At 42.2% G+C, this 24740-nt stretch carries 20 protein-coding genes; 13 read left to right on the top strand and 7 right to left on the bottom strand.

What is annotated here, in order from left to right; all coding sequences use genetic code 11:
• The first annotated feature begins 139 nt into the window (after window positions 1-139).
• The 3 genes from HMPREF1534_RS14005 to HMPREF1534_RS14015 all read left to right on the top strand — a co-directional run bounded on the left by HMPREF1534_RS14005 (window position 140) and on the right by HMPREF1534_RS14015 (window position 5565).
• Entirely contained in the window at window positions 140-2350 is a 2211-nt protein-coding gene (locus HMPREF1534_RS14005) for an ABC transporter permease (protein ID WP_005937880.1), read from the top strand.
• Window positions 2351-2378: 28 nt separating this feature from the next.
• Window positions 2379-3053, top strand: coding sequence for an ABC transporter ATP-binding protein (locus HMPREF1534_RS14010; RefSeq protein ID WP_025066815.1), 675 nt, complete (start codon window positions 2379-2381; stop codon window positions 3051-3053).
• Window positions 3054-3222: 169 nt separating this feature from the next.
• The gene (locus tag HMPREF1534_RS14015) at window positions 3223-5565 is read left to right on the top strand and encodes an ABC transporter permease (protein WP_005937874.1); all 2343 of its coding nucleotides are present in this window, start codon (window positions 3223-3225) and stop codon (window positions 5563-5565) included.
• Window positions 5566-5585: 20 nt separating this feature from the next.
• On the opposite strand, the gene HMPREF1534_RS14020 is transcribed toward HMPREF1534_RS14015, so the two are convergent.
• Both HMPREF1534_RS14020 and spt read right to left on the bottom strand, forming a co-directional pair.
• Entirely contained in the window at window positions 5586-6473 is an 888-nt protein-coding gene (locus HMPREF1534_RS14020; protein ID WP_018452808.1) for a DMT family transporter, read from the bottom strand.
• A 296-nt stretch (window positions 6474-6769) separates the two neighbouring features.
• A complete protein-coding gene (gene spt, locus HMPREF1534_RS14025; RefSeq protein ID WP_005937869.1) occupies window positions 6770-7957 on the bottom strand; it encodes a serine palmitoyltransferase in 1188 nt (395 codons plus the stop codon).
• Window positions 7958-8206: 249 nt separating this feature from the next.
• Here spt and HMPREF1534_RS14030 point away from each other — a divergent pair, with 249 nt between their 5' ends.
• Window positions 8207-9241, top strand: a complete 1035-nt coding sequence (locus HMPREF1534_RS14030) for a diacylglycerol/lipid kinase family protein (RefSeq protein WP_005937865.1) — start codon at window positions 8207-8209, stop codon at window positions 9239-9241.
• 1 nt (window position 9242) lies between these two features.
• On the opposite strand, the gene HMPREF1534_RS14035 is transcribed toward HMPREF1534_RS14030, so the two are convergent.
• The gene (locus HMPREF1534_RS14035) at window positions 9243-9947 is read right to left on the bottom strand and encodes a tRNA1(Val) (adenine(37)-N6)-methyltransferase (protein ID WP_005937863.1); all 705 of its coding nucleotides are present in this window, start codon (window positions 9945-9947) and stop codon (window positions 9243-9245) included.
• Between the two features lie 188 nt (window positions 9948-10135).
• Between HMPREF1534_RS14035 and lon the strand changes: the two genes are divergently transcribed.
• The 3 genes from lon to HMPREF1534_RS14050 are packed head-to-tail and all read left to right on the top strand — an operon-like array spanning window position 10136 to window position 14928.
• On the top strand, window positions 10136-12616 hold the full coding sequence (lon, locus tag HMPREF1534_RS14040; RefSeq protein ID WP_005937860.1) for an endopeptidase La: 2481 nt from the start codon (window positions 10136-10138) through the stop codon (window positions 12614-12616).
• A gap of 1 nt (window position 12617) precedes the next feature.
• Window positions 12618-13748, top strand: a complete 1131-nt coding sequence (gene tgt, locus HMPREF1534_RS14045; RefSeq protein WP_005937857.1) for a tRNA guanosine(34) transglycosylase Tgt — start codon at window positions 12618-12620, stop codon at window positions 13746-13748.
• A 10-nt stretch (window positions 13749-13758) separates the two neighbouring features.
• A complete protein-coding gene (locus HMPREF1534_RS14050) occupies window positions 13759-14928 on the top strand; it encodes an LptF/LptG family permease (RefSeq protein WP_005937854.1) in 1170 nt (389 codons plus the stop codon).
• On the opposite strand, the gene HMPREF1534_RS14055 is transcribed toward HMPREF1534_RS14050, so the two are convergent.
• A complete protein-coding gene (locus HMPREF1534_RS14055) occupies window positions 14929-15552 on the bottom strand; it encodes an HAD family hydrolase (RefSeq protein ID WP_005937851.1) in 624 nt (207 codons plus the stop codon).
• Window positions 15553-15673: 121 nt separating this feature from the next.
• On the opposite strand from HMPREF1534_RS14055, the gene HMPREF1534_RS14060 reads away from it, so the two are divergent.
• Entirely contained in the window at window positions 15674-16441 is a 768-nt protein-coding gene (locus HMPREF1534_RS14060; RefSeq protein ID WP_005937848.1) for a M15 family metallopeptidase, read from the top strand.
• A 345-nt stretch (window positions 16442-16786) separates the two neighbouring features.
• On the opposite strand, the gene HMPREF1534_RS14065 is transcribed toward HMPREF1534_RS14060, so the two are convergent.
• Entirely contained in the window at window positions 16787-17281 is a 495-nt protein-coding gene (locus HMPREF1534_RS14065) for a TlpA family protein disulfide reductase (RefSeq protein WP_005937842.1), read from the bottom strand.
• Window positions 17282-17554: 273 nt separating this feature from the next.
• Between HMPREF1534_RS14065 and serB the strand changes: the two genes are divergently transcribed.
• Window positions 17555-18787, top strand: coding sequence for a phosphoserine phosphatase SerB (serB, locus tag HMPREF1534_RS14070; protein WP_005937838.1), 1233 nt, complete (start codon window positions 17555-17557; stop codon window positions 18785-18787).
• A 23-nt stretch (window positions 18788-18810) separates the two neighbouring features.
• Window positions 18811-20067 (top strand): DEAD/DEAH box helicase, encoded by a 1257-nt coding sequence (locus HMPREF1534_RS14075; RefSeq protein WP_005937834.1) that lies wholly within the window; start codon window positions 18811-18813, stop codon window positions 20065-20067.
• 228 nt (window positions 20068-20295) lie between these two features.
• Here the strand turns inward: HMPREF1534_RS14075 and HMPREF1534_RS14080 are convergent, their stop codons facing one another.
• Both HMPREF1534_RS14080 and HMPREF1534_RS14085 read right to left on the bottom strand, forming a co-directional pair.
• Window positions 20296-21084: a DUF4738 domain-containing protein gene (locus HMPREF1534_RS14080; protein ID WP_005937831.1), complete on the bottom strand. Its 789-nt coding sequence runs from the start codon at window positions 21082-21084 to the stop codon at window positions 20296-20298.
• An 11-nt stretch (window positions 21085-21095) separates the two neighbouring features.
• A complete protein-coding gene (locus tag HMPREF1534_RS14085; protein ID WP_005937829.1) occupies window positions 21096-22409 on the bottom strand; it encodes a UDP-glucose dehydrogenase family protein in 1314 nt (437 codons plus the stop codon).
• Between the two features lie 119 nt (window positions 22410-22528).
• Between HMPREF1534_RS14085 and HMPREF1534_RS14090 the strand changes: the two genes are divergently transcribed.
• Genes HMPREF1534_RS14090 through cobU form a run of 3 tightly spaced genes read left to right on the top strand, consistent with a single transcriptional unit; the run spans window position 22529 to window position 24740 of the window.
• The gene (locus HMPREF1534_RS14090) at window positions 22529-23683 is read left to right on the top strand and encodes an HU domain-containing protein (RefSeq protein ID WP_005937827.1); all 1155 of its coding nucleotides are present in this window, start codon (window positions 22529-22531) and stop codon (window positions 23681-23683) included.
• A gap of 14 nt (window positions 23684-23697) precedes the next feature.
• Window positions 23698-24222 (top strand): FHA domain-containing protein, encoded by a 525-nt coding sequence (locus HMPREF1534_RS14095; protein ID WP_005937825.1) that lies wholly within the window; start codon window positions 23698-23700, stop codon window positions 24220-24222.
• A gap of 5 nt (window positions 24223-24227) precedes the next feature.
• Complete coding sequence (gene cobU, locus HMPREF1534_RS14100; protein WP_005937823.1) at window positions 24228-24740, top strand: bifunctional adenosylcobinamide kinase/adenosylcobinamide-phosphate guanylyltransferase; 513 nt, start codon at window positions 24228-24230, stop codon at window positions 24738-24740.

The raw sequence follows: 24740 nt of genomic DNA, 5'->3' as shown, positions 1-24740 counted from the left end.
TATCGCACACGAATAGTGCAAAAGCGCACGATGAACATACACTAAGGCATTCCGTATAGCTCTTATTATCAACCAAATACATTTCAGGCACAGTTATTGTATATTACAATAAAGAACAAACACTTAAAAAACCGCTTTTATGATTAAACATCTTTTGACCATTACCCTCCGCAACATGACCAAACAGAAAGTAAGGAGCATCATATCCATACTTTGCATCACGGCAGGGCTGCTATGTTTCAGCGTTTGCCATTATTATAGCACCATCATGAGCCGAGGTAATAAATTCTTGGACACCTATGAACGCATGGCAGTCATTCGGGGTAAAAACCATCCCAACATGTACATAGGATTCAGTCCTGACAAGATAAAAGGATTGGGCAACGAAGAGATACTGGGAATGGCATTCTTCACTAATGGAACTACTAATTTTGAAACACAATCGGATGCCGTCTATCGTGTTTCTACCACTTTCTGTAACCATGACTATTTTCTGGTTTTCCCTCCAAAACTCATTGAAGGAAGCCTGAAAGACTTCGACAAACGACCGGACATCATTGTCGTGACCAGAAACTTCATCCGAAAATATGCCGATGCAGGCACTACCATCGGTTCTTCCGTCACCATCAATAAAAAAGTTTATACCATAGGAGCCATCATAGAATCTTATCCGGCCGGCATGAATAACTACATCACCTCGTATGATTTATTTGTCCCGTCCCCTGAATCATACGGTGATAAAATACTGTTACTCAGAAATCCTTCGGATATAGAGACTGTGAACAAGCGGTTGGCATTGCTTGACTGGGAGGGCTACCGAGCAGAACCTCAATGCTATCTGATGAGCCAACTCCCCCACAGAGCGGGTATGGAATTGTATATCAGCATCATCGGATTGATTATCCTGATTGTTGCACTGACTAATTATTTTTCATTCAGCATCAGTTCTTTTGTCAACCGCACACGCGAAATAACCCTCAGACAATGCCTGGGAGGAAAGAGCAACAACATCTTCGGATTGTTATTCATTGAGCAATTCATCATTCTGACTTTCAGTTGCATTCTTACACTTGCCTTGTCCGAAAGCCTGTTACCGGCTTTCATCAACAGCCTGAGCTATGACATCCGGCGGGAATTGGAAATCGACATTCCTTTTCTGTTAGCAAGCGAACTAAAATATACGGTTCTCATCTTGGGAGCCTCATTCCTTCTGTGCTATGTGTCTGTCACCAGAATCATCCGCCATATACACCGCAAGGGGCTAAGCGGACGAGCCGGCAGAGGGAAGCATCTGCTGCGCAATATCTCGCTGGGTTCACAATTCTTCTTTTCCTTTCTTTTCCTTTTCGGAATTGCAGGAATATATATGCAAATGCAAAGCTATTCCAGCAGCACCACTCCCCTATTAACAGATGACGAAAAGGAAAACCTCATTATCATTCCCACCTACTCGTATGACAACAAATTAAATAAGGAGCTAACAGAAGTTTGTGACTACTTTCGTGCTAAAAGTTGGTGCGAATCATTATCTTTATTCTGTTTTAATACGATGAATATAGGAAAGAAATACGTCATCGTCCATCAAGTGACTGAAGAATATCTGAACCAGATGAAAATAGAGAAGCACCACAAACCGGGAGAAAAATTTGCTTATATCACACCTACCATCGATACTGAGATAAGAAGTGACAGCAGTTTCCAAACCATCCGGTTCAGAGAAGAATTGGAATACCCCATCAAGGGACAGTGCCAAGTATTCCCTCAACCCCAATACGGGACTTCTTATTTGACAGTACTTCCTTTTGAAAAAGGATATGAACCGGACAACATCATCTTACAGTTGAAAGAGGGTGCGAACCGCAAGCAAGCCCTGCAGGAAATAAAAGAGAAAATAAATCCTTATTATCCGGCAAATGCCACATATGAAGCAACAACGCTTTATGACAATCAGGTAGAAGGTTTGAATGTCTTGCGAAATCTGTTCATCGTCTGTGCCATCATATCACTGCTAATTACCATTTTGGGAATCTACCATTCCATACAGATAGATACGGAACGCCGACAAAAAGAAGTAGCCATCCGAAAAGTCAATGGAGCCCACATCAGCGATATTTATTGGCTCTTTGGCAAAAGCTATGTAATGCTTTATCTGGTGGCAATGATATTGGCCGTACCGATATGCCTCTTTCTGATGATTATGGCAGACAGCATGATAAAGTTCGACTACAGGCATCCGATGCTATGGAGTATTCCAATGCTTGTTGCCGCCATGGTCATCCTGCTGACCATCAGTTGGCGCATTTACAGGATAGCCCGCATCAATCCGGCAGAAATTATCAAAAACGAATGATATAATAACATTTAAAAATAGAACAATGATGATTAAGACAGTAAACTTACAGAAAATCTTCAAAACAGAAGAAGTTGAGACATGGGCATTGAATAATGTCAGTCTGGAAATTAAAGAAGGCGAGTTCGTCGCCATTATGGGTCCTTCGGGTTGTGGCAAGTCTACCTTATTGAATATTCTCGGATTATTGGACAATCCGTCGGGAGGCGAATACTACCTGAACGGCACAGATGTGTCTAAATTTACCGAAGCGCAGCGTACCAACCTTCGTAAAGGTGTCATCGGTTTCGTTTTTCAGAGTTTCAACCTGATAGACGAATTAAACGTTTACGAAAATATCGAGCTGCCCCTGCTTTACATGGGCATTCCGGCTTCCGAACGTAAGAAACGGGTGGAAGAAGCCATGAACCGAATGGCAATCGCCCATCGTGTAAAGCACTTTCCGCAACAACTTTCCGGTGGTCAGCAACAACGTGTAGCCATTGCCCGTGCCGTAGTAGCCAATCCCAAACTAATCCTTGCCGATGAGCCTACCGGAAACTTGGATTCAAAGAATGGCAAGGAAGTGATGGAACTGTTGACTGAACTGAACAAGGAAGGAACAACCATCGTAATGGTTACACACTCCCAACATGATTCGGGCTATGCGGGAAGAACCATCAACCTGTTTGACGGGCAGGTAGTAAACGAGGTAAAAATCTAGACCGCATTTTTCAGGAACGAATGGCACGGAGTTCACGGAACAAAAAAAGGAATCCGTGTATCCGTGCAATTCTGTATCCAAAAGAAAGTGTATGAAAAGAAGCACTGTCAGAAGGGAAAGCCTCCAATGATTTAATCTTAAATGTTCTGAACCTAAAAGATACAAAGAAATGAACACCATTGCCATCTTTAAAATCATCTTCCGCGGTTGGTGGAGAAATAAACTGTTTATTCTCATCTCCCTCATCAGTCTGACAGTGGGACTCGGATGTACCAACCTGCTTGTCACTTTCTTTATTCACGAGTATAACATCGAACAGCAGACGCCCGACCGCCATCTCATCTTCGCACTGCGACAAGACTCTCCGATGGAAGAAGGTGTAAAAGTATCCTACGTCAATGCGAACACCGCCGAACAAATAAAGGGAAAATATGCTGAAATCACAGACATGCTACGCCTGAATGGGATGTACGCGGACATCTGTAAATACAACGGAATAAAATATGAGCACCCGTTATTTATCTGTGCAGATTCCACATTAAATAAGTTCTTTCACTACACCACCCTGGAAGGTAATCTAAGCACAGTCTTGACAACACCGGACAAAATCGCCATCAGCGAAACCTTTGCCCGTAAACTATTTCACGGTCATAGCGGAATAGGAGAAATGATTGAGATTATTGACGCAGATGGTAAGACACAAAAATATGAAGTAGGTGCTATTCTGAAAGAACGCCCACAATCATTCCTGCATTTCGACTTGTTAACCGGCATAACAGGAGAATTTTGGGGAGGCCCAACTCTTCTAAAGTTACACCCCGGTGCTTCCGCATCGCTCTTACAAGAGAAAATAAGAAAGGATAAAATACCGACTCTCACTCCCGGAAGTACACAATATTATGTAGATGCTCTCAAAAACCTGTATTTTAATACCAACAAGAACAGCAAGCAACAAGAGCTTCCCTATTTCCAGCAAAGCGACGTACCTTTACTCTACATCGGCCTGATTTCGGCCCTGCTGGTACTTGCCATTGCCTGTTTCAACTATACCAACCTGAGCCTGTCACGCACCCTGCAACAGATAAAAATGATACATATCGAAAAACTGATGGGAGCTCAACTGAAGGAAATCCGCAGACAATTATTCTACGATGCGACGCTCACCGTACTATTGTCATTTCTCTTTTCCTTGCTGCTTATCAATGACTTACTACCGTGGTTCAATGAATTACTGTCGGCGCATCTATCCCTTTCTTTCTTTTTCAGCTGGCAAGTCTTGCCATTGCTTTTAGCATTTGTTTCTGCCATGGCAGTGATACCCGGCTTATATATCAGCCGGAAACTTTCCCGCCAAACCCTGAGCGAATACAGCCACAATTACACCGGAAGAAGAAAGCAGCAACAGATATGGATACTAGTCACCCTGCAATTCATTTTTTCTATAGGATTAGTTTATGCCACAGCAATGGCACAAGCTCAAATGGGTTTGTTGAAATCCCGTGCCTGCCGCTATGAAAATACCATCGAGCTAAATGGGAAAAGTCCCTTCTATAAAGAACTGAAAAACATCAACGGAATAGAATCAATATCCTTATCCATGAGCTCTGTACTGAATGCGTGGATGCACGAGCTTCCCATGCAGCAACCGGACGGCAGCGTGAAACATTATTATACAATACAAATTCCAACAGACACTGCATTCCTCTCAACCATGCACATACGCCAGCTGGCGGGTGTATCACCGGCTAAAGCATATCAGGAATACTCTCATCCGGTATTTATCAACGAGAGCTATGCCCGCATATTGAACATTGATGCTTCCAAAATAGGACATAACCTCCGTGAATTTGATACATTTTCCGATAGCCTGAGCATATTGGCAGGTATCATAGAAAACTTCCCTTTCAATTCACTGGAAGAAGAAATCGCAGGACAAAAAATCTCTTTTGCACCCGAAAGCAGCCTGACCAGAGCAGGTATGTTTATACAAGCCAGACTACACCCCGAAACACGTCATGAAACGTTGGCACAAATCAAGGAGTTATGGGAGAAAATGTATGACGGAAGAGAGTTTCAGTACACAGACATGCACCAACAGTTTATGCAACGGAACAAGATAATTACGACTCTGTCCAAAATCTTGATAAGCTACTCACTCATAGCAATGGTACTTACCTGTTTCGGACTGTTCGGCATTTCATGGTATGCTGTCCGCCACCGCACCCGTGAAATAGCCATCCGCAAAGTGCATGGTGCCTTAAACCGGCAAATAGTATGGGCATTGAACCGCTCTTTTCTATGGCAAATCCTGATAGCATACACCATTGCCATACCCCTTGTGTGGTGGCTCATGGAACATTGGCTGGCACAGTTTGCTTACCGGGCTTCCGCCACTTGGTGGAATTTCGTCTTACCGCTTGCTCTGGTCCTTGTCGTCACAGGCATTACAGTGACTATACATAGCTATCGCGCTGCCCGCAGCAATCCGACCGAAAGTCTCAAAACCGAATAACCACACCCATGGGCGTTGCATCAGACTCTCTTTCGCTTCTCCTGAAAAACAACAAGAGAGACGGAAACTACAATCAATGCAATGCCCATTGCACTATATACGGTAAATAGCTCTTTGAATACAAATACACCTATCAGTACTGCCGTCAACGGTTCCAGTGCACCGAAGAGAGAAGTCAGCGTAGGTCCTGCCAACTTAATGGCCTTTACCAGAGTAATGTTTGATATGGCCGTCGCAGGAAGTGCCAATCCAAGAATATACAGCCAAGTGATGCCATTGGTTTCCAGACGGATGCCTCCCTCCCAACACATACCTCCCAAGAAGAAAAACAAAGCGCCCAATCCCATCACATAGCAAGTCAAAGCCGTGGAATCAATATGTACAGCACAGCTTTTCCTCACTCCTATAATATAGCCTGCATACGAAAACACAGAGATACAAGCAGCTACCAACCCTACCCCGGTATCTCCTCCACTAAATTCAATATTACCCGACGACAGTAATGAAGCTCCTATCAATGAAAGCAGTATGGCAGTAAATGTAACGACAGATTTCTTTTCTCTGCAAAAAACAATCATAACAACAGCCACTGCCAAAGGATACATGAAATGAATAATGGATGCCACTCCGCTTGCTATATTCTGATAAGCAATTACCAGACTGAATGAGGTAACCGCCCTGAACAAACTTAGTCCGAAAACGGTCATAAACTCCTTAGCCCCCAACCGGAAATTACATCCTGCAAGGAATCCGAACAGTAGCAATACCACCGTGGCTACTCCCCAACGATAAGTCAGCACTTCAAAAGAAGAAAAGCCGACAGCCAATAAACTGATAGAAAAAAAAGGCGCCAGCCCGAAAGTTGCCGACGACACTGCTGCATATATAATTCCTTTTAACTGATTCATTCTGTCACTGTCTATCTGGAAACAGACACAAAGATACGAAAAGCAACTCATGCACAAAAGCCCGCGAGCGTAAATATTCTCAGATGAGGCTGACACAATGACATATATACGTATAGGCTTATGCGTACGTACGTGCAGACTTATACATATATACGTGAAGACCGATGCGTACGTACGTATCGGCTCACGCATACGTATGCATATCCCGACTGACCAGATACCGAATCAGACATCTGCTGAAAAACAGATGCGGCTCAACAAAATATTGTCAAGCCGCACCATTAAAACAAATTCTTTTATTTCAATATGCCTAATTTCTTAAAGCATTGAGTCAGCTTATCTACTGCATAGTCAACCTGCTCTTTGGTATGGGTAGCCATCAAAGCAACACGAACCAATGTATCTTGGGGTGCACATGCAGGAGGAATAACCGGATTGATAAAGATTCCTTCATCAAAAGCCAATTTGGTCACCTCGAATGTCTTGTCAGTATCACGCACATAAAGCGGAATGATAGGACTCTCGGTATCACCGATTTCAAAACCGGCCTGACGGAAACTGTCTAATGCATAATTTGTAATCGTCCACAAGTTTGCCTTACGTTCGGGCTCTGTCTTCAAGATGTGAAGTGCTTCGCGTGCGGCAGCCGTTGCAGCCGGAGTGTTACTTGCAGAGAAAATATAAGAACGTGAATTATGACGCAACCAATTTATCGTGTCTTTGTCTGCTGCCACAAAACCACCGATAGAGGCAAGTGACTTAGAGAAAGTACCCATAATAACATCTACCTGATCAGTCAGGCCGAAGTGGTCACATACACCGCGTCCCTGATGACCGAATACTCCCAAGCCGTGAGCTTCGTCTACCATGATGCTGGCATTATACTTTTCTTTCAGACGGACAATTTCGGGCAAGTTTGCCAAGTCTCCTTCCATAGAGAATACACCGTCAACCACAATCAGTTTCACCGATTCGGGCTTGCACTTCTGAAGTTCTTTTTCAAGAGCTTCCATATCATTGTGCTTGTACTTTAACTGAGTAGAAAAAGAAAGACGACGTCCGTCTACAATAGAAGCGTGGTCACGGTCATCGCAAATGATATAATCATTACGGTCTGTCAGACATGAAACCACACCTTCGTTTACCGTAAAACCGGTAGAATAAACCAGCGCATCATCCTTACCTACGAATTCTGCCAATTCTTTTTCTAACTGAACATGAAGGTCGAGTGTACCATTCAAGAAGCGTGAACCTGCACAACCTGTACCATATTTACGGGTTGCAGCAATTGCTGCTTCAATAATTCTTTTGTCGTAAGTCAGCCCCATATAAGAGTTAGAGCCAAACATCAGGACTTTTTTTCCGTCCATGATAACTTCCGTATCCTGATGGCTGTCTATTTCACGGAAATAAGGATAAACACCCTGTTCCATGTATAACTGAGGCAATCTGAATTTACTTAACTTGTCTTGTAATAATCCCATATTTTATTATATGTGGCGTAAACCTCATCGGTTTACATTAAAATAAATGTATATAAACTCACTAATACATTCTGTTTTTAAAGGAGTTCCCGTCAAAACAGGCTGCAAAGATAGTAATTTCTACAAAGCATTGTTCTCTTTTTCAAAAAAAATATTTAGTAACCTCAAAACTTTTATGATTTTCGATGGTTATAACTAACAATGTATTACTTTTGTATCTCATTTGAAAGCTAAACGACCTAAAGAAGTATGACCGCAAAAAAAAGAATTGTATTTGTTGTAAATCCCATCTCAGGAACACAAGGGAAAAAGGCCATATTGAAATGGATTGACGAGCGCATAGATCGTGCGCTTTTTGATTATTCTATTGTAAAAACACAATACGCCGGTCATGCCGTTGAAATTGCAGCTGCGGCTGCCAAAGACAATGTAGACATTGTAGTAGCCATAGGCGGTGACGGTACGATTAACGAAATCGGCCGTTCGTTGGTACATACAAACACGGCATTAGGCATTATTCCTTGTGGTTCAGGCAATGGATTGGCACGGCATTTACATATTCCGATGGATGCTAAAGCAGCTATTGATTTGCTGAATACCGGTGAATGCACTTGTGTGGACTACGGTAAGATAAACGACATGCCGTTTTTCTGCACATGCGGTGTGGGCTTCGATGCCTTTGTGAGCTTGAAATTTGCCGATTCCGGCAAAAGAGGCTTATTGACTTATCTGGAAAATACCTTGCACGAAAGCCTGACTTACGAACCCGAAACTTACGAAATAGAGAATGAAGAGGGGACAATTAAATACAAAGCATTCCTGATTGCTTGCGCCAATGCATCGCAGTATGGCAATAATGCCTATATTGCTCCTCAGGCTTCTTTGACCGACGGACTGATGGATGTCACCATCCTGGAACCGTTTACCGTCCTTGATGTCCCGTCCTTGTCTTTCCAGTTATTCAATAAAACGATTGACCAAAACAGCCGCATTAAAACCATGCGTGCCAAAAAGATAAAGATACACCGCACCAAAGAAGGGGTAATGCATTATGACGGCGATCCGGTGATGGGAGGTAAAGACATCGAAGTGGAACTCATTCCTCATGGACTGAATGTGATAATCTCCAATAAAAAAAAAGAGGAGGAACCTTTTAGCCTCCTGCAACAAATCGTAGAGTATTTTAGCGGTTTGAAGCCTAAACATGAAGAGTTGATTAAACAGAAGTACAATCATCTTTTCGTATTGAATCGTCATCTGCTCAGGCGATTATCCAAAAAATAGATTACATTTTCAAATAAAAATCTTTGGTTAGCGCTATATATTCTTCACTATATATATGGCGGGAGAGTTCCACAACCAAACAGCTCTCCACACTCACCGCCGGTTGCTTTTTAAATTCCATCAATACCCGCTTGGGAGCGGCATCCGGCTTTGTCTTTATCCATGTACGACGAGACAAACACAGCCCTCCCTCCGAGGCGATTCTCATAAACTCATCCATACCATCTGTCGGAATAATGACAGAGAAACGCCCTGATGGAGAGAGTAATCTTCCACAACTATCTATCAGAGATTCAAAGTCCAAACCAACTATATGACGAGCTATGTTTCTTTGTCCGTCAGGACATTTCAGAGAATTGAAAAAATAAGGAGGATTTGACACGATAACATCATATCGGATATCCGAATTAAAGCAACAAATATCATGACGTTCCACCTCTATCCTACCAGGCCACGGTGATTTTTCCACATTCTCTTTGGCCTGCTTCACGGCATCTTCATCTATGTCGACAGCCATAATATGCGCTTCACTGCGCTGGGCAAGCATCAGGGCTATCAACCCTGTCCCGGTGCCGATATCCAAAATATCGCGCGCACCGGACACATCTGTCCATGCCCCCAGCAATACCCCATCCGTGCCTACTTTCATGGCACAACGGTCATGATAAACAGTAAATTGTTTGAATGAAAAATAAGGGTTTGGCATAGCTGTTATATTATTTTTTTGCCAAAAGTAGTCAATTCAGTCTGAATACGCCAAATATTAGGAATTATTTGATTTAAAAAACTCATTTAGTACTCATGAATTTTCCTTATTCGCCAAGGAATGATTAACTTTGTCCCCGTTTTGGGCAACAGCCCAACATTTAAAAACACAACTAGGAAGATAGAATTATGGTTAAAAGAAAAAAGACAGAGGATATTTTGATGAATACAGATGCTGATGACATCTCTATGCTGGCTGAAATTCAAACCGATACGGATGATTTATCTGCAATCGAATTTGAGAAAGAAATTCCTATAATGCCTTTGCGCAATATGGTCATGTTTCCATCGGTAGTCATGCCTGTAACTATCGGACGCCCCAGTACTTTGAAACTGGTCAACGCTGCATATAAGAAAAAACAAGCAATAGCCGTTGTATGCCAAGTACAAGGAGACTTAGACGATCCGGGATTTGCCGACCTATACCATGTGGGAGTTATTGCAAAAATTCTCCGTATTTTTGAAATGCCGGGCGGTAATACGACCGTTATCATGCAGTCAAACGGCCCCAAAATCCATTTGGACAATATAACCAAAACCATTCCTTATTTAAAAGGAACGGTTACAGCTATCAATGAGAATAATGAAGAGCAAGACAGCGATGAATTCAAGGCCCTGACAGACACCTGCAAAGACTTGACCGCCAAATTTATTGACGTTTCGGAAAAGCTCAGCCCCGATACGGTATTTGCTATAAAGAATCTGGACAATCCGGAAATCCTGGTCAACTTTATCAGTTCAAACTTTCCTTTTACCGTTGAAGAAAAAATAGAATTACTGAAATATGACGTACTGAAAGAGCGTATGTATCGTCTTATTCAGATACTGAACCGCGAAGTACAACTGGCCAATATCAAACAAAACATCCAGATACGTACCCGCGAAGATATCGACCGCCAGCAACGTGAATACTTCCTGCAACAGCAAATTAAGAATATTCAGGATGAATTGGGTGGCGGACAAGAGGATGAGATTGATGAACTGCGTCAGAAAGGCCAATCAAAAAAATGGGGGAAAGAGGTGGCAGCACTTTTTGAAAAAGAGCTGTCAAAGCTAGAGCGTATCAATTCGCAGTCTCCCGATTTTAATGTGCAACTCACTTATTTGCAGACATTACTGGCTTTGCCTTGGGAGTCATACACCACAGACAATCTGAATATCGGCAACGCAGAAAAGACCCTGAATAAAGACCATTACGGATTGGAGAAAGTAAAAGAACGTATCTTGGAACACTTGGCTGTACTGAAGTTGAGAGGTAATATGAAATCGCCTATCATTTGTCTTTACGGTCCTCCGGGAGTAGGTAAAACATCTTTAGGACGTTCTATAGCTTCTGCCTTGAAACGTAAATATGTACGTATGTCATTAGGTGGCGTACATGATGAAGCCGAAATTCGAGGACACCGCAAAACCTATATCGGTGCCATGCCCGGCCGCATCATCAAAAGTCTGATAAAAGCCGAATCGTCCAATCCGGTGATTATCCTGGACGAGATAGACAAATTGGGTAGCGACCACCGCGGAGATCCCAGCTCGGCTATGCTGGAAGTGCTTGACCCTGAACAAAACAACACGTTCCATGATAATTATCTGGACGTTGATTATGACTTATCCAAGGTAATGTTTATCGCCACTGCCAACAACCTCGGAACAATCCCTCCTCCCTTGCTCGACCGCATGGAGTTGATTGAGGTGAGCGGATATATCACAGAGGAAAAGGTGGAAATCGCCCGTCGTCACCTCGTGCCGAAAGAACTGGAAGCCAACGGCATAAAGAAAGGATATGTGAAGTTCAGCAAACAGGCTTTGGAATATATCATCGAAAATTACACACGTGAAAGCGGTGTACGGGAGCTGGAGAAAAAGATAAATAAAATCATGCGTAAGATTGCCTTGCAGTTTGCACGTGATGGTTTCGAAAAGGTGCATGAAATTAAGCCTGACGACGTAAGAGAATATCTGGGTACTCCCGAATATACTCGTGACAAATATCAAGGCAATGACTATGCAGGTGTAGTAACCGGACTGGCATGGACAGCCGTAGGCGGAGAGATTTTATTCGTAGAAACCAGCTTGAGCAAAGGGAAAGGCGGCAAACTTACCTTGACCGGAAACTTGGGTGACGTAATGAAGGAATCTGCTATGCTGGCCTTGGAATATATCAAGGCTCACACCCAGTTACTTAACCTGAAAGAAGATATCTTCGACAATTGGAACATACACGTCCACGTGCCCGAAGGAGCAATCCCTAAAGACGGCCCCTCCGCCGGTATTACCATGGTAACTTCATTAGCTTCCGCCCTCACCCAACGCAAAGTGAAAGCAAATCTTGCCATGACGGGAGAAATCACTTTGCGCGGAAAAGTATTGCCGGTAGGTGGTATCAAAGAAAAAATACTGGCAGCCAAACGCGCCGGTATCAAAGATATCATCTTATGCGAAGAAAACCGCAAGAATATTGAAGAAATACAGGCAATATACCTGGAAGGACTAACTTTCCACTATGTAAATGACATTAAAGAGGTGTTGAAGCTTGCTTTGACTGATGAAAAAGTAAACGGTGCCATAGACTTTAATATTACTAATCAAACAAACGAAGAAAAGAAATAATATGACTTTTGACTTACAATATACAGACCCCAAATCTAATGCCCGTGCCGGAATCATCACCACAGACCACGGACAGATAGAAACTCCTATTTTCATGCCGGTAGGCACATTGGGAACAGTAAAGGGCGTGCATTTACATGAGTTGAAAGACGATATTAAGGCACAAATCATATTAGGAAATACGTACCATTTATATCTGCGACCGGGACTGGATATCATTGAACGCGCCGGCGGCTTGCATAAGTTTAACGGCTTCGACCGTCCCATGCTGACCGATAGTGGCGGTTTCCAGGTCTTCTCCTTGTCGGGCATCCGCAAAATGCGTGAGGAAGGTGTGGAGTTTCGTTCACACATCGATGGCTCCAAGCACATGTTCACCCCCGAAAAGGTAATGGATATAGAACGAACCATTGGAGCAGATATTATGATGGCTTTTGACGAATGTACACCGGGCACCGCCGATTACGAGTATGCAAAGAAATCCATGCAACTCACCCATCGCTGGCTGGACCGCTGCTTGAAACGTTTCAACGAAACAGAACCCAAATACGGATATAAGCAATCATTGTTTCCTATCGTACAGGGTTGTGTGTATCCCGACCTCCGCAAGCAAGCGGCAGAATTTATTGCATCAAAGGGGGCCGACGGCAATGCCATCGGAGGCTTGGCTGTAGGTGAACCAACCGAAAAGATGTATGAAATGATTGAGGTAGTCAATGAAATACTGCCTAAAGACAAGCCTCGTTATCTGATGGGAGTCGGCACTCCGATAAATATATTGGAAGGAATTGAACGCGGTGTAGATATGTTTGATTGTGTGATGCCTACCCGTAACGGACGAAACGGAATGCTTTTTACCAAAGACGGAATCATGAATATGCGTAACAAGAAATGGGAAGATGACTATTCACCCATTGAAGCCGATGGTGCATCGTATGTAGATACCATGTACAGCCGCGCTTATCTGCGCCATTTATTCCATGCACAAGAGTTGCTGGCCATGCAAATTGCTTCCATCCACAATTTGGCTTTCTATCTGTGGCTGGTGGGTGAAGCACGCAAACATATCATTGCCGGTGATTTCTCGACATGGAAGCCTATGATGGTAAAGCGCTTATCCACAAGATTATAATTTATACAAAATGAAGAATTGGTTCAAGAAGAACATAGGTAAGTTCACGAAAGACAAAGAGCAGTCACAGACCGGCAACAAACGTTTGCAAAGCAGATGGCTCAAGAGACTGGATATATATATCATCAAGAAGTTTCTCGGGACCTACTTCTTTGCCATTGCATTGATTATTTCCATTGCAGTAGTGTTTGACGTGAACGAGAATATCGACAGGTTCATTAATAATAAGGCCCCGCTGAAAGCGATTGTCTTTGATTATTACATGAACTTTATTCCTTATTTCTCCAATCTGCTCAGTCCGCTGTTTGTCTTTATTGCCGTTATCTTCTTTACTTCCAAACTGGCGGAAAACTCAGAAATCATTGCCATGTTCTCTACGGGAATGAGTTTCAAACGAATGATGCGTCCGTATATGATTTCAGCAGCTATTATTTCCATAGTAGCCTATGGATTAGGCGCATACGTCATCCCCAAAGGTAATGTGACACGACTCAATTTTGAAGACCGCTACAAAAAGAAAAAAAAGGTGGAGTATGTACGCAATGTACAGATGGAAGTCGACAGTGGTGTAATTGCCTATATTGAACGCTATGAGAATTATAACAAGACGGGCTACCGTTTCTCTTTGGACAAATTTAAGGATAAAAAATTGATATCCCACCTCACCGCACGCAGTATCACCTATGATACAGCCAGTGTGCACAAATGGATTATCAAGAACTATATGATCCGGGAGATGGACGGTATGCGTGAAAAGATTACCAAAGGTGACCGGATGGACAGTATCATAAAAATGGAGCCGCAAGACTTCCTTATTATGAAAAACCAGCAGCAAACAATGACCAGCCCTGCCCTGAAGAGCTATATTGACAAGCAGAAGAAACGCGGTTTTGCCAATATCAAAGAGTTTGAAATAGAATACTACCAACGCATCGCCATGTCTTTTGCCGCCTTTATTCTGACCACCATCGGTGTTTCACTGTCTTCCCGTAAGGTTAAGGGAGGAATGGGACTGAATTTGGGTGTAGGCTTGGCTTTGAGCTTCTCTTACATTCTATTCCAAACGGTTTCCGCAACTTTTGCCATCAATGGAAATACTCCTCCGATTGTGGCGGTATGGATACCTAATATACTCTACACATTAATAGCAATCTACCTATACAGAAAAGCTCCTAAATAATTATAGGAGCTTTTCCAGTTTTTCACGCCAATCTTCTCCATTAGCAGGCTGCAATGTGACAAAACCAAATTCCTTGCCTATGGAGATATTTGAAGCACCATCATCCACAAAAACAGTTTCGGAAGGATTCAACGCAGCATCTTTTATCATATATTCAAAGATGCCCCGATCAGGCTTTACACATTTCACTTCATAAGAAGCATATATCTTGTCCACATAGTCATCCAATGGACGGCCTGCTGATGTAAATTCCCTGCTACGTGCCCATCCCATAATATATGGATTGGTATTACTCAGAATATAAACATTGTATTTACGTTGGCGAAGAATATTCAAATAATCCAACTTATACTGTTCCACAGCTGTGACAAATCCTCTCCACCCCAGTTCTACCTCTTTGTATGTCAATTCCTTACCACAGATCTCACTCAGTTTCAGCCGAAAAGATTCTGCATCGATACGTCCGTCCTCTATTTCCAGGAAGATACCCTTCTGGTGATACTTATCAAGCAGATTATCCGCATCCTTCACTCCTATTTCAACAAACTTTTTTACTGCGCGGTCACGGTCGATATCAATAATCACCCCGCCAAAATCAAACACAACATTCTTTATCTGTCTCATACCTTTTTAATTAATTATTGCAAAGATAAGCATTTGAAAAAGAATAGAGGATGATGTAAATCAATAAAAAACACTATTTTTACCTACCAAAGAAAATATCAACCCTCAAAAACAAAAACAAATGAAAATAAGAAACCTGCTTATTCGGAGTATGTTCTGTCTTTTAACCTTTATACCTACCCCCTCTCCATCCGCCTGCCGGTTCTCTCAAGAAGAACAAAACGACAAGGAACAAACAATATTAAGAATATGGAAAGCCGGGGAAACAGTCAGTCGGAAGAGTATAGTACAGTTTGGAACAGCCAATTGTTTTAAAATACAAAAGATTGACGACACCCTCTTCAAAAGAATCTATGGAAAGTCCTATAAAACGAACTGTACCGTACCGAAAGAAGAATTACGCTATCTGAAGGTGCTCCATTATAACCTGAAAGGAGAAATATGCCTTGGCGAACTGGTCTGCAACAAAGCAATAAGCAATGATTTAATCGAAATATTCCAGGCTTTGTATAAAGCACGATATCCCATTGAACGAATGGTATTAATTGATGAATATAACGCAGAAGACAATCGGTCCATGGAAGCCAACAATTCCTCCTGCTTCAATTTCCGTCTTGTGCCGGGCACCCGGAAACTATCCAATCACAGTAAGGGATTGGCAATAGATATCAACCCGCTTTATAATCCTTATGTCAAGACCAATAAGAACGGAAAAATCATTATATCTCCCGAAAAAGGGAAAAAATATGCCGACAGAAAACAATCCTTTCCTTACAAAATAGACAAGAATGATTTATGCTACAAGGAGTTCATTAAACACGGCTTCATTTGGGGAGGTGCCTGGAAGAGTTTGAAAGACTACCAGCACTTTGAAAAAGTACGTCAGTAACTCTAAAAGGAAATGGATGAAAGAATTTTCAAAAAAGAACTAAGTCTTTTCCAAAAAGGCCATGGAGTTTCTAAAAAAGCTCTTGTTCTTTTTAAAGAACGTCCTTGTCTTTTTGAAGGTGCCTGATTTCACGTTAGTATGTATAACCCCATGAGACGTATGTGTAAAAGCGTGTTTCTGACACGGAACAAGACAATAGCAGAAAAATAAAAAAGGGGTTGTGCCTAAACGTTGATGATACTGTCATTTTGCCTGTAGGGGCGAGGTTTGATAGACCATTTAGTTTGGGCACACACCCTATCATTTTTGTTGTATTTTTTGTTTTTCCTTACGGAAACTCTCTTCTTAGTTTAAATAAGAAGAAAGTTGGGATGGAGTGATGTCCTTCGCTACAATGACACCGTTTTTATCCAAAAGAAAATTCTTAAACCCTTTATTCAAACGATAAGTTTTAAATAAATCGGAAGAATTACCTGCCAGTTCAACAAAACAATTAGATGTCGAAATCCGGTCTTTTTTAATGGTTTCGTTAAATATTGATTTAAATTCATCAAACGAAACAGAAACCATTTCCACATTATCAGCCTGCTCTATTGCATGATTCAAGGTGGCGTTCTGCACTCTCGAAGGAGCATCATAGCTGGCCCAAAAACTAAGCAACACGTATTTACCTCTCAAATCCTTTAAGTCAATCAGTTGCTTTTCGCCACAGATGGTAAAAGTCGGAGCCTTATCTCCTATCGTCAATCCTTCTGTCGGCGTGTCTTTCCCTACAAATGAGAACGAAATCAAGGAACTAATGATTAATACAACAAAAATCCACTTTACATTTTTAATCATGTAATTCGGTTTTGGTTAATACTATCCGAGACTGCCCTTAAACAGTAATTTCTCCCCGGAACATTGTCTTTTGGCCTGATAATCAAAGCCATTATATTTAGAAATCCGTGGCAAAGGTAAGGAGTTTTTATGCCAACTCCAAGGAATCACATCAAAAAATATGTTATATAGCATAAATTCATCCATTCCATCGAGAAAAAAGAATCCCCAAAAGATAGCTTGATAGGATTAAATTGCGTACTTTTGCAATCTGTAAATAGCAACATTTTATGTATGGATACAAGTACTGAACTTATTTTAATTCGTATCACCGGTTTGGACAGGCCGGGACTGACAGCTTCCATTACGGAAATACTTTCAAAATATGATGTTACCATTTTGGATATAGGCCAAGCAGATATTCACAGCACTCTTTCATTGGGTATTTTATTTAAAAGCCGGGAAAAAGATTCGGGTAATATCATGAAAGATTTGCTATTTAATGCATCCTCTTTGGGAATCACCATCCGTTTTTACCCCATTACGGTAGAAGAATACGAAGAATGGGTAGGAATGCAAGGAAAGAACCGCTATATCCTGACCTTGTTGGGACGTAAACTTTCTGCAAAACAAATTGCAGCCGTCACGCGAATCATTGCAGAACAAGGTCTGAATATAGATGCTATCAAACGCTTAACAGGTCGCGTTCCTTTGGATGAACGAAAAGCAAGTGTACGTGCCTGTATTGAGTTTTCTGTTCGCGGCACTCCCCGGGACCGGGAGGAGATGCAGCGGGAACTGATGAAACTCAGCAGCGAGTTGGAAATGGATTTTTCTTTCCAATTAGACAATATGTACCGCCGTATGCGTCGCCTGATCTGTTTTGATATGGATTCTACACTTATCCAGACAGAATGTATCGACGAACTGGCAGAACGTGCCGGCGTGGGTGACAAAGTAAGAGAAATAACCGAACGCGCCATGCGTGGTGAAATAGACTTTACCGAGAGTTTCACCGAACGCGTAGCTCTGCTGAAAGGCTTGGATGAAAGTGTAATGCGTGAAATTGCCGAAAACCTGCCCATTACGGAAGGGGTGGAAAGACTCATGTTCGTATTAAAACGATATGGCTATAAAATAGCTATACTTTCGGGTGGATTCACCTATTTCGGCAACTACCTGAAACAAAAATACGGCATTGATTATGTTTATGCCAATGAACTGGAAATAGTAGACGGTAAATTGACCGGCCGCTATTTGGGAGACGTAGTAGATGGAAAGCGTAAAGCAGAATTATTAAAACTGATTGCACAAGTAGAGAAAGTAGATATTGCACAAACAATAGCCGTAGGCGACGGTGCCAATGATTTGCCCATGTTGTCTACTGCCGGACTAGGCATTGCATTCCATGCAAAACCTAAAGTGGTGGCAAATGCCAAACAGTCCATTAATACCATCGGGCTGGATGGGGTGCTTTATTTCCTTGGCTTTAAAGATTCTTATTTGGAAGAACGCGGCAAACTGTAAGAAAGATAGTATAAAATATATATATGAAATTTTCAGAATTAAATTTAGAAGAGAGTGTGCTCCAGGCATTGGAAGCCATGAGATTTGAGGAGTGTACTCCCGTACAAGAACATACAATTCCTATCATCCTTGAAGGAAAGGATTTGATAGGAGTAGCACAAACCGGTACCGGTAAAACAGCGGCATATCTACTCCCCATCTTAAATCAATTAAGTAAGGGAGGTTATCCCGAAGATGCCATCAATTGTATTATCATGGCACCCACACGCGAACTGGCGCAGCAGATAGACCAACAAATGGAAGGTTTTTCTTATTTTATGCCGGCATCCAGCGTAGCTGTATACGGAGGAAACGATGGAATACGCTTTGAACAAGAGAAAAAAGGACTGACTTTGGGAGCAGAAGTGGTTATTGCCACCCCCGGTCGCTTAATCAGCCACCTCAGCTTAGGATATGTAGACCTTTCCAAAGTATCTTTCTTCATTTTGGATGAGGCAGACCGCATGCTGGATATGGGATTTGCAGACGACATTATGCAAATAGTGAAATATCTCCCAAAGGAACGCCAGACAATTATGTTTTCTGCCACGATGCCTGTCAAGATACAACAGTTGGCCAAAACCATTCTGAGAAACCCGGAAGAGATTAAATTGGCGGTATCCAAACCGGCTGAGAAAATTATCCAGACAGCGTATATCTGTTATGAAAATCAGAAGCTGGGCATTATACAGTCATTATTTCAAGACCAGACACCTGAACGCGTGATTATCTTCGCATCATCCAAAATGAAAGTGAAAGAAGTAACTCAGGCTTTCCGCCGCATGAAACTCAACGTCGGCGAAATGCACTCTGACCTGGAACAGGCACAGCGCGACCAGATTATGCATGATTTCAAGAGTGGAAAGATAAATATTTTGATTGCAACCGATATTGTTTCACGGGGCATTGACATTGATGACATACGCTTGGTCATTAATTATGACGTGCCGCATGACAGTGAAGATTATGTGCACCGCATCGGTCGAACAGCACGTGCAAACAACGATGGATGTGCCATAACCTTTGTCAGCGAAAAAGAGCAGACACAATTTAAGTCCATCGAAAACTTTATAGGTAAGGACATTTATAAAATTCCAGTTCCGGAAGAATTAGGCGAAGCACCCGAATATAATCCCCGTAGTAATAATGGTGGAAAAAGAAAAGGGAACTTCAAAGGTAAAAGAAACAATTCCACACGGAAACCCGGAAACAACACTAACGGTAAAAAACAGCAAAAATAACAGAAGCTGTAAGTTTTGTATTATCCGTCATGGGAAGGATATCAAAGCTAAAACGGCCTATCCAATCATCGGCTGCGGGGGCAGGGTTCACCTGCCCGAACCAACGGTCACGACCTTGAGAGTAATACACAAAGCAAATATTGTTTTTTTGGGCGAGCAAACCTCGCCCCTATTAATAAAATAACAGCATTATCAACGTTTTGACACGTCTCCGCTCTTATTTATTATTCAACGAGCCAGCTCATAAGATAATTTACCATCCATATCTATCGTGATATTGACCACATAACAAGAAGCCCCATCCGGTATACAAACAGTAGCCTGATAATGATAGCCTTTTGCATCGACCCCCATAAAGTCCATATCCGAAAGGATTGCCCATTTCAAGAAATCATCGGGTATGACATGCTTGAACATCTGCCTCGTGATATCTTTCGCAAACAAACTCCGTTTTCCTTCATATACACAAATATGAATGATGTTGTCATAATATACATTATCCACACTCAGCCCCTCTTCCGACACCCCCGGACGCATCACTTTTATTCTGGACGGATTGATATAGACATATCCGCGATAACGGGTATTATCATACATTACCACCGAATCTTTCTTAATAACTTCCGTATAAACAGGGACTTCCTGTTCATGAATAAAAGATAAAGAATCGGCATTATTCTCTGCCCTATGCAGGCGAATGACATCTCCTACCAGTGAATGAAACCAGAAAATATATTCTCCCTGTTTCTCTATCTTATAATTATTTATCCGAGCCCCATAAGTAGTCAATGTATCGCCTATAATTTTAAAAGCGACAGGAGCGACGGCAGCGTCAGCATAATAAATCGTATCGCCCGCAACTTGCAGCACGGCAGCTTCCGTATTGTCGTCCAGCCAAATGCCTTGCAACTTTTCTTTCGCCTCTCTATCTTCTTCTTGCAAAGCCTCTTTGTCCTGATTAGCTCCGCAAGCAGAAAACATCGCCGCCAAAACGACAATCAAATATGATTTGTACATCTTTAACGTAATTATTTGCCTATGCAGCGATAAACAAAACCTAAATCCTGAAGTTCTTTTGCATCATAGATATTACGTCCATCCAAGATTACAGGCTGTTTCATCGTTTTCTTAACAACTCCCCATGCCGGCAAACGGAATTCTTTCCATTCTGTCACCAACATCAATGCGTCAGCATCCAAAAGAGCATCATACATATCGCAAGCATAGAATATCGTATCACCTATTCTTCTCTTTGATTCCCCCATCGCCGCCGGATCGTAAGCCCGAACCACACAACCTGCCTTCCTCAATTTCTCAATCAATACCAGTGCAGGAGCCTCACGCATATCATCCGTGCCGGGCTTGAATGCCAGTCCCCATAAAGCTATGGTCTTGCCTTCCAAATCACCATTGAATATCTTTTCCAATTTCTCAAAAAGAAGGCTTTTCTGGGTCTCATTCACCTCTTCCACAGCTTTCAAAACCCGCATCGGATATCCATTTTGTTCTGCCGTCTTGATTAACGCCTTTACGTCTTTAGGAAAACAAGAACCGCCATAGCCACATCCCGGATAAAGGAACTTACGACCAATGCGACTGTCAGAACCTATCCCGTCACGTACCATATTTACATCCGCTCCCACCAATTCACAAAGATTGGCTATGTCATTCATAAAACTGATACGGGTAGCAAGCATTGAATTGGCAGCGTATTTAGTCATCTCGGCAGAAGGAATATCCATAAAAATAACACGTGAATTCAGCATCATAAAAGGCTTATACAGTTTGGTCATCAGCTTCTTTGCCCGTTCGGATTCAACACCTACCACCACACGGTCGGGACTCATAAAGTCATCAATGGCATTGCCTTCTTTCAAAAACTCAGGGTTGGAAGCCACATCAAACTCTATAGACACCCCTCTCTTATCCAATTCAGCCTGAATGGTATCTTTCACTTTATGCGCAGTTCCCACCGGTACGGTACTCTTCGTCACCACCAACGTATATTTTTTCATGTTAGCACCAATTGTTTTGGCAACTGCCAGCACGTAACTCAAATCAGCACTTCCGTCTTCATCAGGCGGTGTACCTACAGCACTAAACACAATATCTACATTATCGAGACAGTTCTCCAATGCAGTCGTAAAATGAAGACGGCCGGCATTGACATTGCGTTGCACCATGTCCTCCAGTCCCGGTTCATAAATGGGAATAATACCTTTCTGCAGATTCTCTATCTTCTCGGCATTTACATCCACACAAGTTACATTTACGCCGGTTTCGGCAAAACATGTACCGGTTACGAGTCCAACATATCCGGTTCCTACAATTGCTATATTCATTTTATTATTAGTTAGTCTAACTTTTTATACGCTGCAAAATTACAATAAAAATATGTGGCAAGGACATTTTCCTTCATAAAAGTTGCGCTGAAATGGAATAAAAATGCTATTTTTGCACTATGATTGAATTGGCTAGACATATAGAAATTCTATTACTGGAAAATGATTGCGTCATTGTTCCCGAGTTAGGTGGATTTATAGCTCATTATCAACCAGCTTATTACGCTGAATCTGATAATATCTATTTCCCTCCTATGCGTACCATTGGCTTCAATCCCCAGTTGACAATGAATGACGGACTGTTGGTGCAGTCATACATGCAGGTCCATCATACAGACTTTCCGGATGCAACCCGGATGATTGAACAAGAAGTAGAAGAACTAAAAGATACTTTATATAAAGACGGACATGTCCAATTATATGGTATAGGCGATTTGCACTACACAATTCATAATTCTTACGAATTCCGTCCCAATGAAGAAGGTATCCTTTCTCCTTATTTATACGGATTCAGTTCTTTATCCATCAGTCCTTTATCAGAAAATAATTCAACTATTGCTTCAACCAAGGATATGGTGCTAAAGCCCCAAAAAGAAAAAGCAGCCATCCGTTTCAACCGTCGCTGGTTGGGTAATGCTGTTGCCATTGCCGTAGCGGTTATCCTGTTCTTTTTCCTTTCTGTACCTGTAGAAAACACATACGTGGATAAAGGCAATTATGCTTCCTTGGGAACAGACGGATTATTTGAGGCTATCCGCTCACAATCGTTGGCCACCACTTTGGTTGTACCGCAACAGCAAAAGACTGTTCAAGCCAAAAAGACATCGGGTAATACACGGCAGCAAGCAGGACACAAAAGTTTAAAACCTGTAGCCGTAAAAGTAGAAAAAGTCGGTTCACCGAAAACAGAGACTTCCAAACAAGAAACAGGCAAAGAAACCCCTAAAGCGGAAAAAACTGTTGCCCGCAAGACAACTCCTGCAACGGCAACCGCATCTTCTGCTTCTGTTCCGGCACAAAATAAAGCCGAAGCTACCACAGCAAAGCCAAAATACTTCATTATAGTATCTAGTTTGGCAACAGCTGCCGATGCACAACAAACATTAAACGAATATAAGCAAAAAGGCTTTAAAGAAGCAAGCATCATCGAAGGAAGCGGACGTTACCGCCTTGCCCTTTATGGGTTTGCCGACAAAAATGCTGCTTATAAGAAAATGAATGAGTTGAAAAAAGACGAAGCATTCAAGAATGCATGGTTATTAAGCTCTAAATAAACAGATTATCTCCCATGAAAAGAGTTTTATGTCCTAAATGTGACAATTATATTACCTTTGACGAAACAAAATATACCGAAGGCCAGTCTTTGGTTTTTATATGCGAGCACTGCAAAAAGCAATTCAGTATCCGCATCGGAAAATCCAAATTAAAAGCTACCCGCAAAGAGGAGGTTCTTGACGAACAAGCCAACAACGAAGACTTCGGAAGTATCGTGGTGGTGGAAAATGTCTTTGGCTATAAACAAGTATTGCCTTTAAAAGAAGGGGATAACCTGATCGGACGCCGCAGTAAAGGGACCGATGTGGATATTTCTATCGAAACATCCGACCCTAGCATGGATCGTCGCCATTGCGTAATCAATGTAAAACGAAACAAACAAGGAGAACTCATTTACACCTTGCGGGACAATCAGAGCATCACCGGAACATTTCTATTAAATGACATATTGGGAGACAAGGACCGAGTCAGAATAGAAGAAGGAGCCATCATCACCATAGGTGCTACTACTCTTATTCTGCGAACAGCAGAAAAATAGAAATTATGAAACGTATTATACTCATCACAGGCGGCCAACGGTCGGGCAAAAGTTCTTATGCAGAAAAATTAGCTCTCAGTTTGTCGTCCAATCCTATTTATATGGCTACCTCCCGCATCTGGGATGAAGAATTCCGCCAACGGGTCATCAAGCATCAGAAACGCCGGGGACCGGAATGGACCAACATAGAGGAAGAAAAGGAACTGAGCCGTCATCAGGTAGACGGGCGGGTGGTGCTGATAGATTGCGTGACTTTATGGGCCACAAATTACTTTTTCGATCTGGATTCTGACGTGGATCTGTCACTGCAAGCTCTGAAACAAGAGTTCGATGCCTTCACAGCACAAGATGCCACTTTTATTTTTGTGACGAACGAAATAGGTTCAGGGGCTGTTTCCGACAATCCCATCCAGCGCCGTTTTACGGATTTGCAAGGTTGGATGAATCAATATATTGCCTCCCAAGCCCATCAAGTATACTTAATGGTATCGGGTATTCCTGTATTAATAAAACAATAA

The organism is Phocaeicola massiliensis B84634 = Timone 84634 = DSM 17679 = JCM 13223 (genome assembly GCF_000382445.1).
Classification (GTDB): Bacteria; Bacteroidota; Bacteroidia; order Bacteroidales; family Bacteroidaceae; genus Phocaeicola; species Phocaeicola massiliensis.
This window is presented reverse-complemented; position numbering and strand designations above follow the sequence as displayed.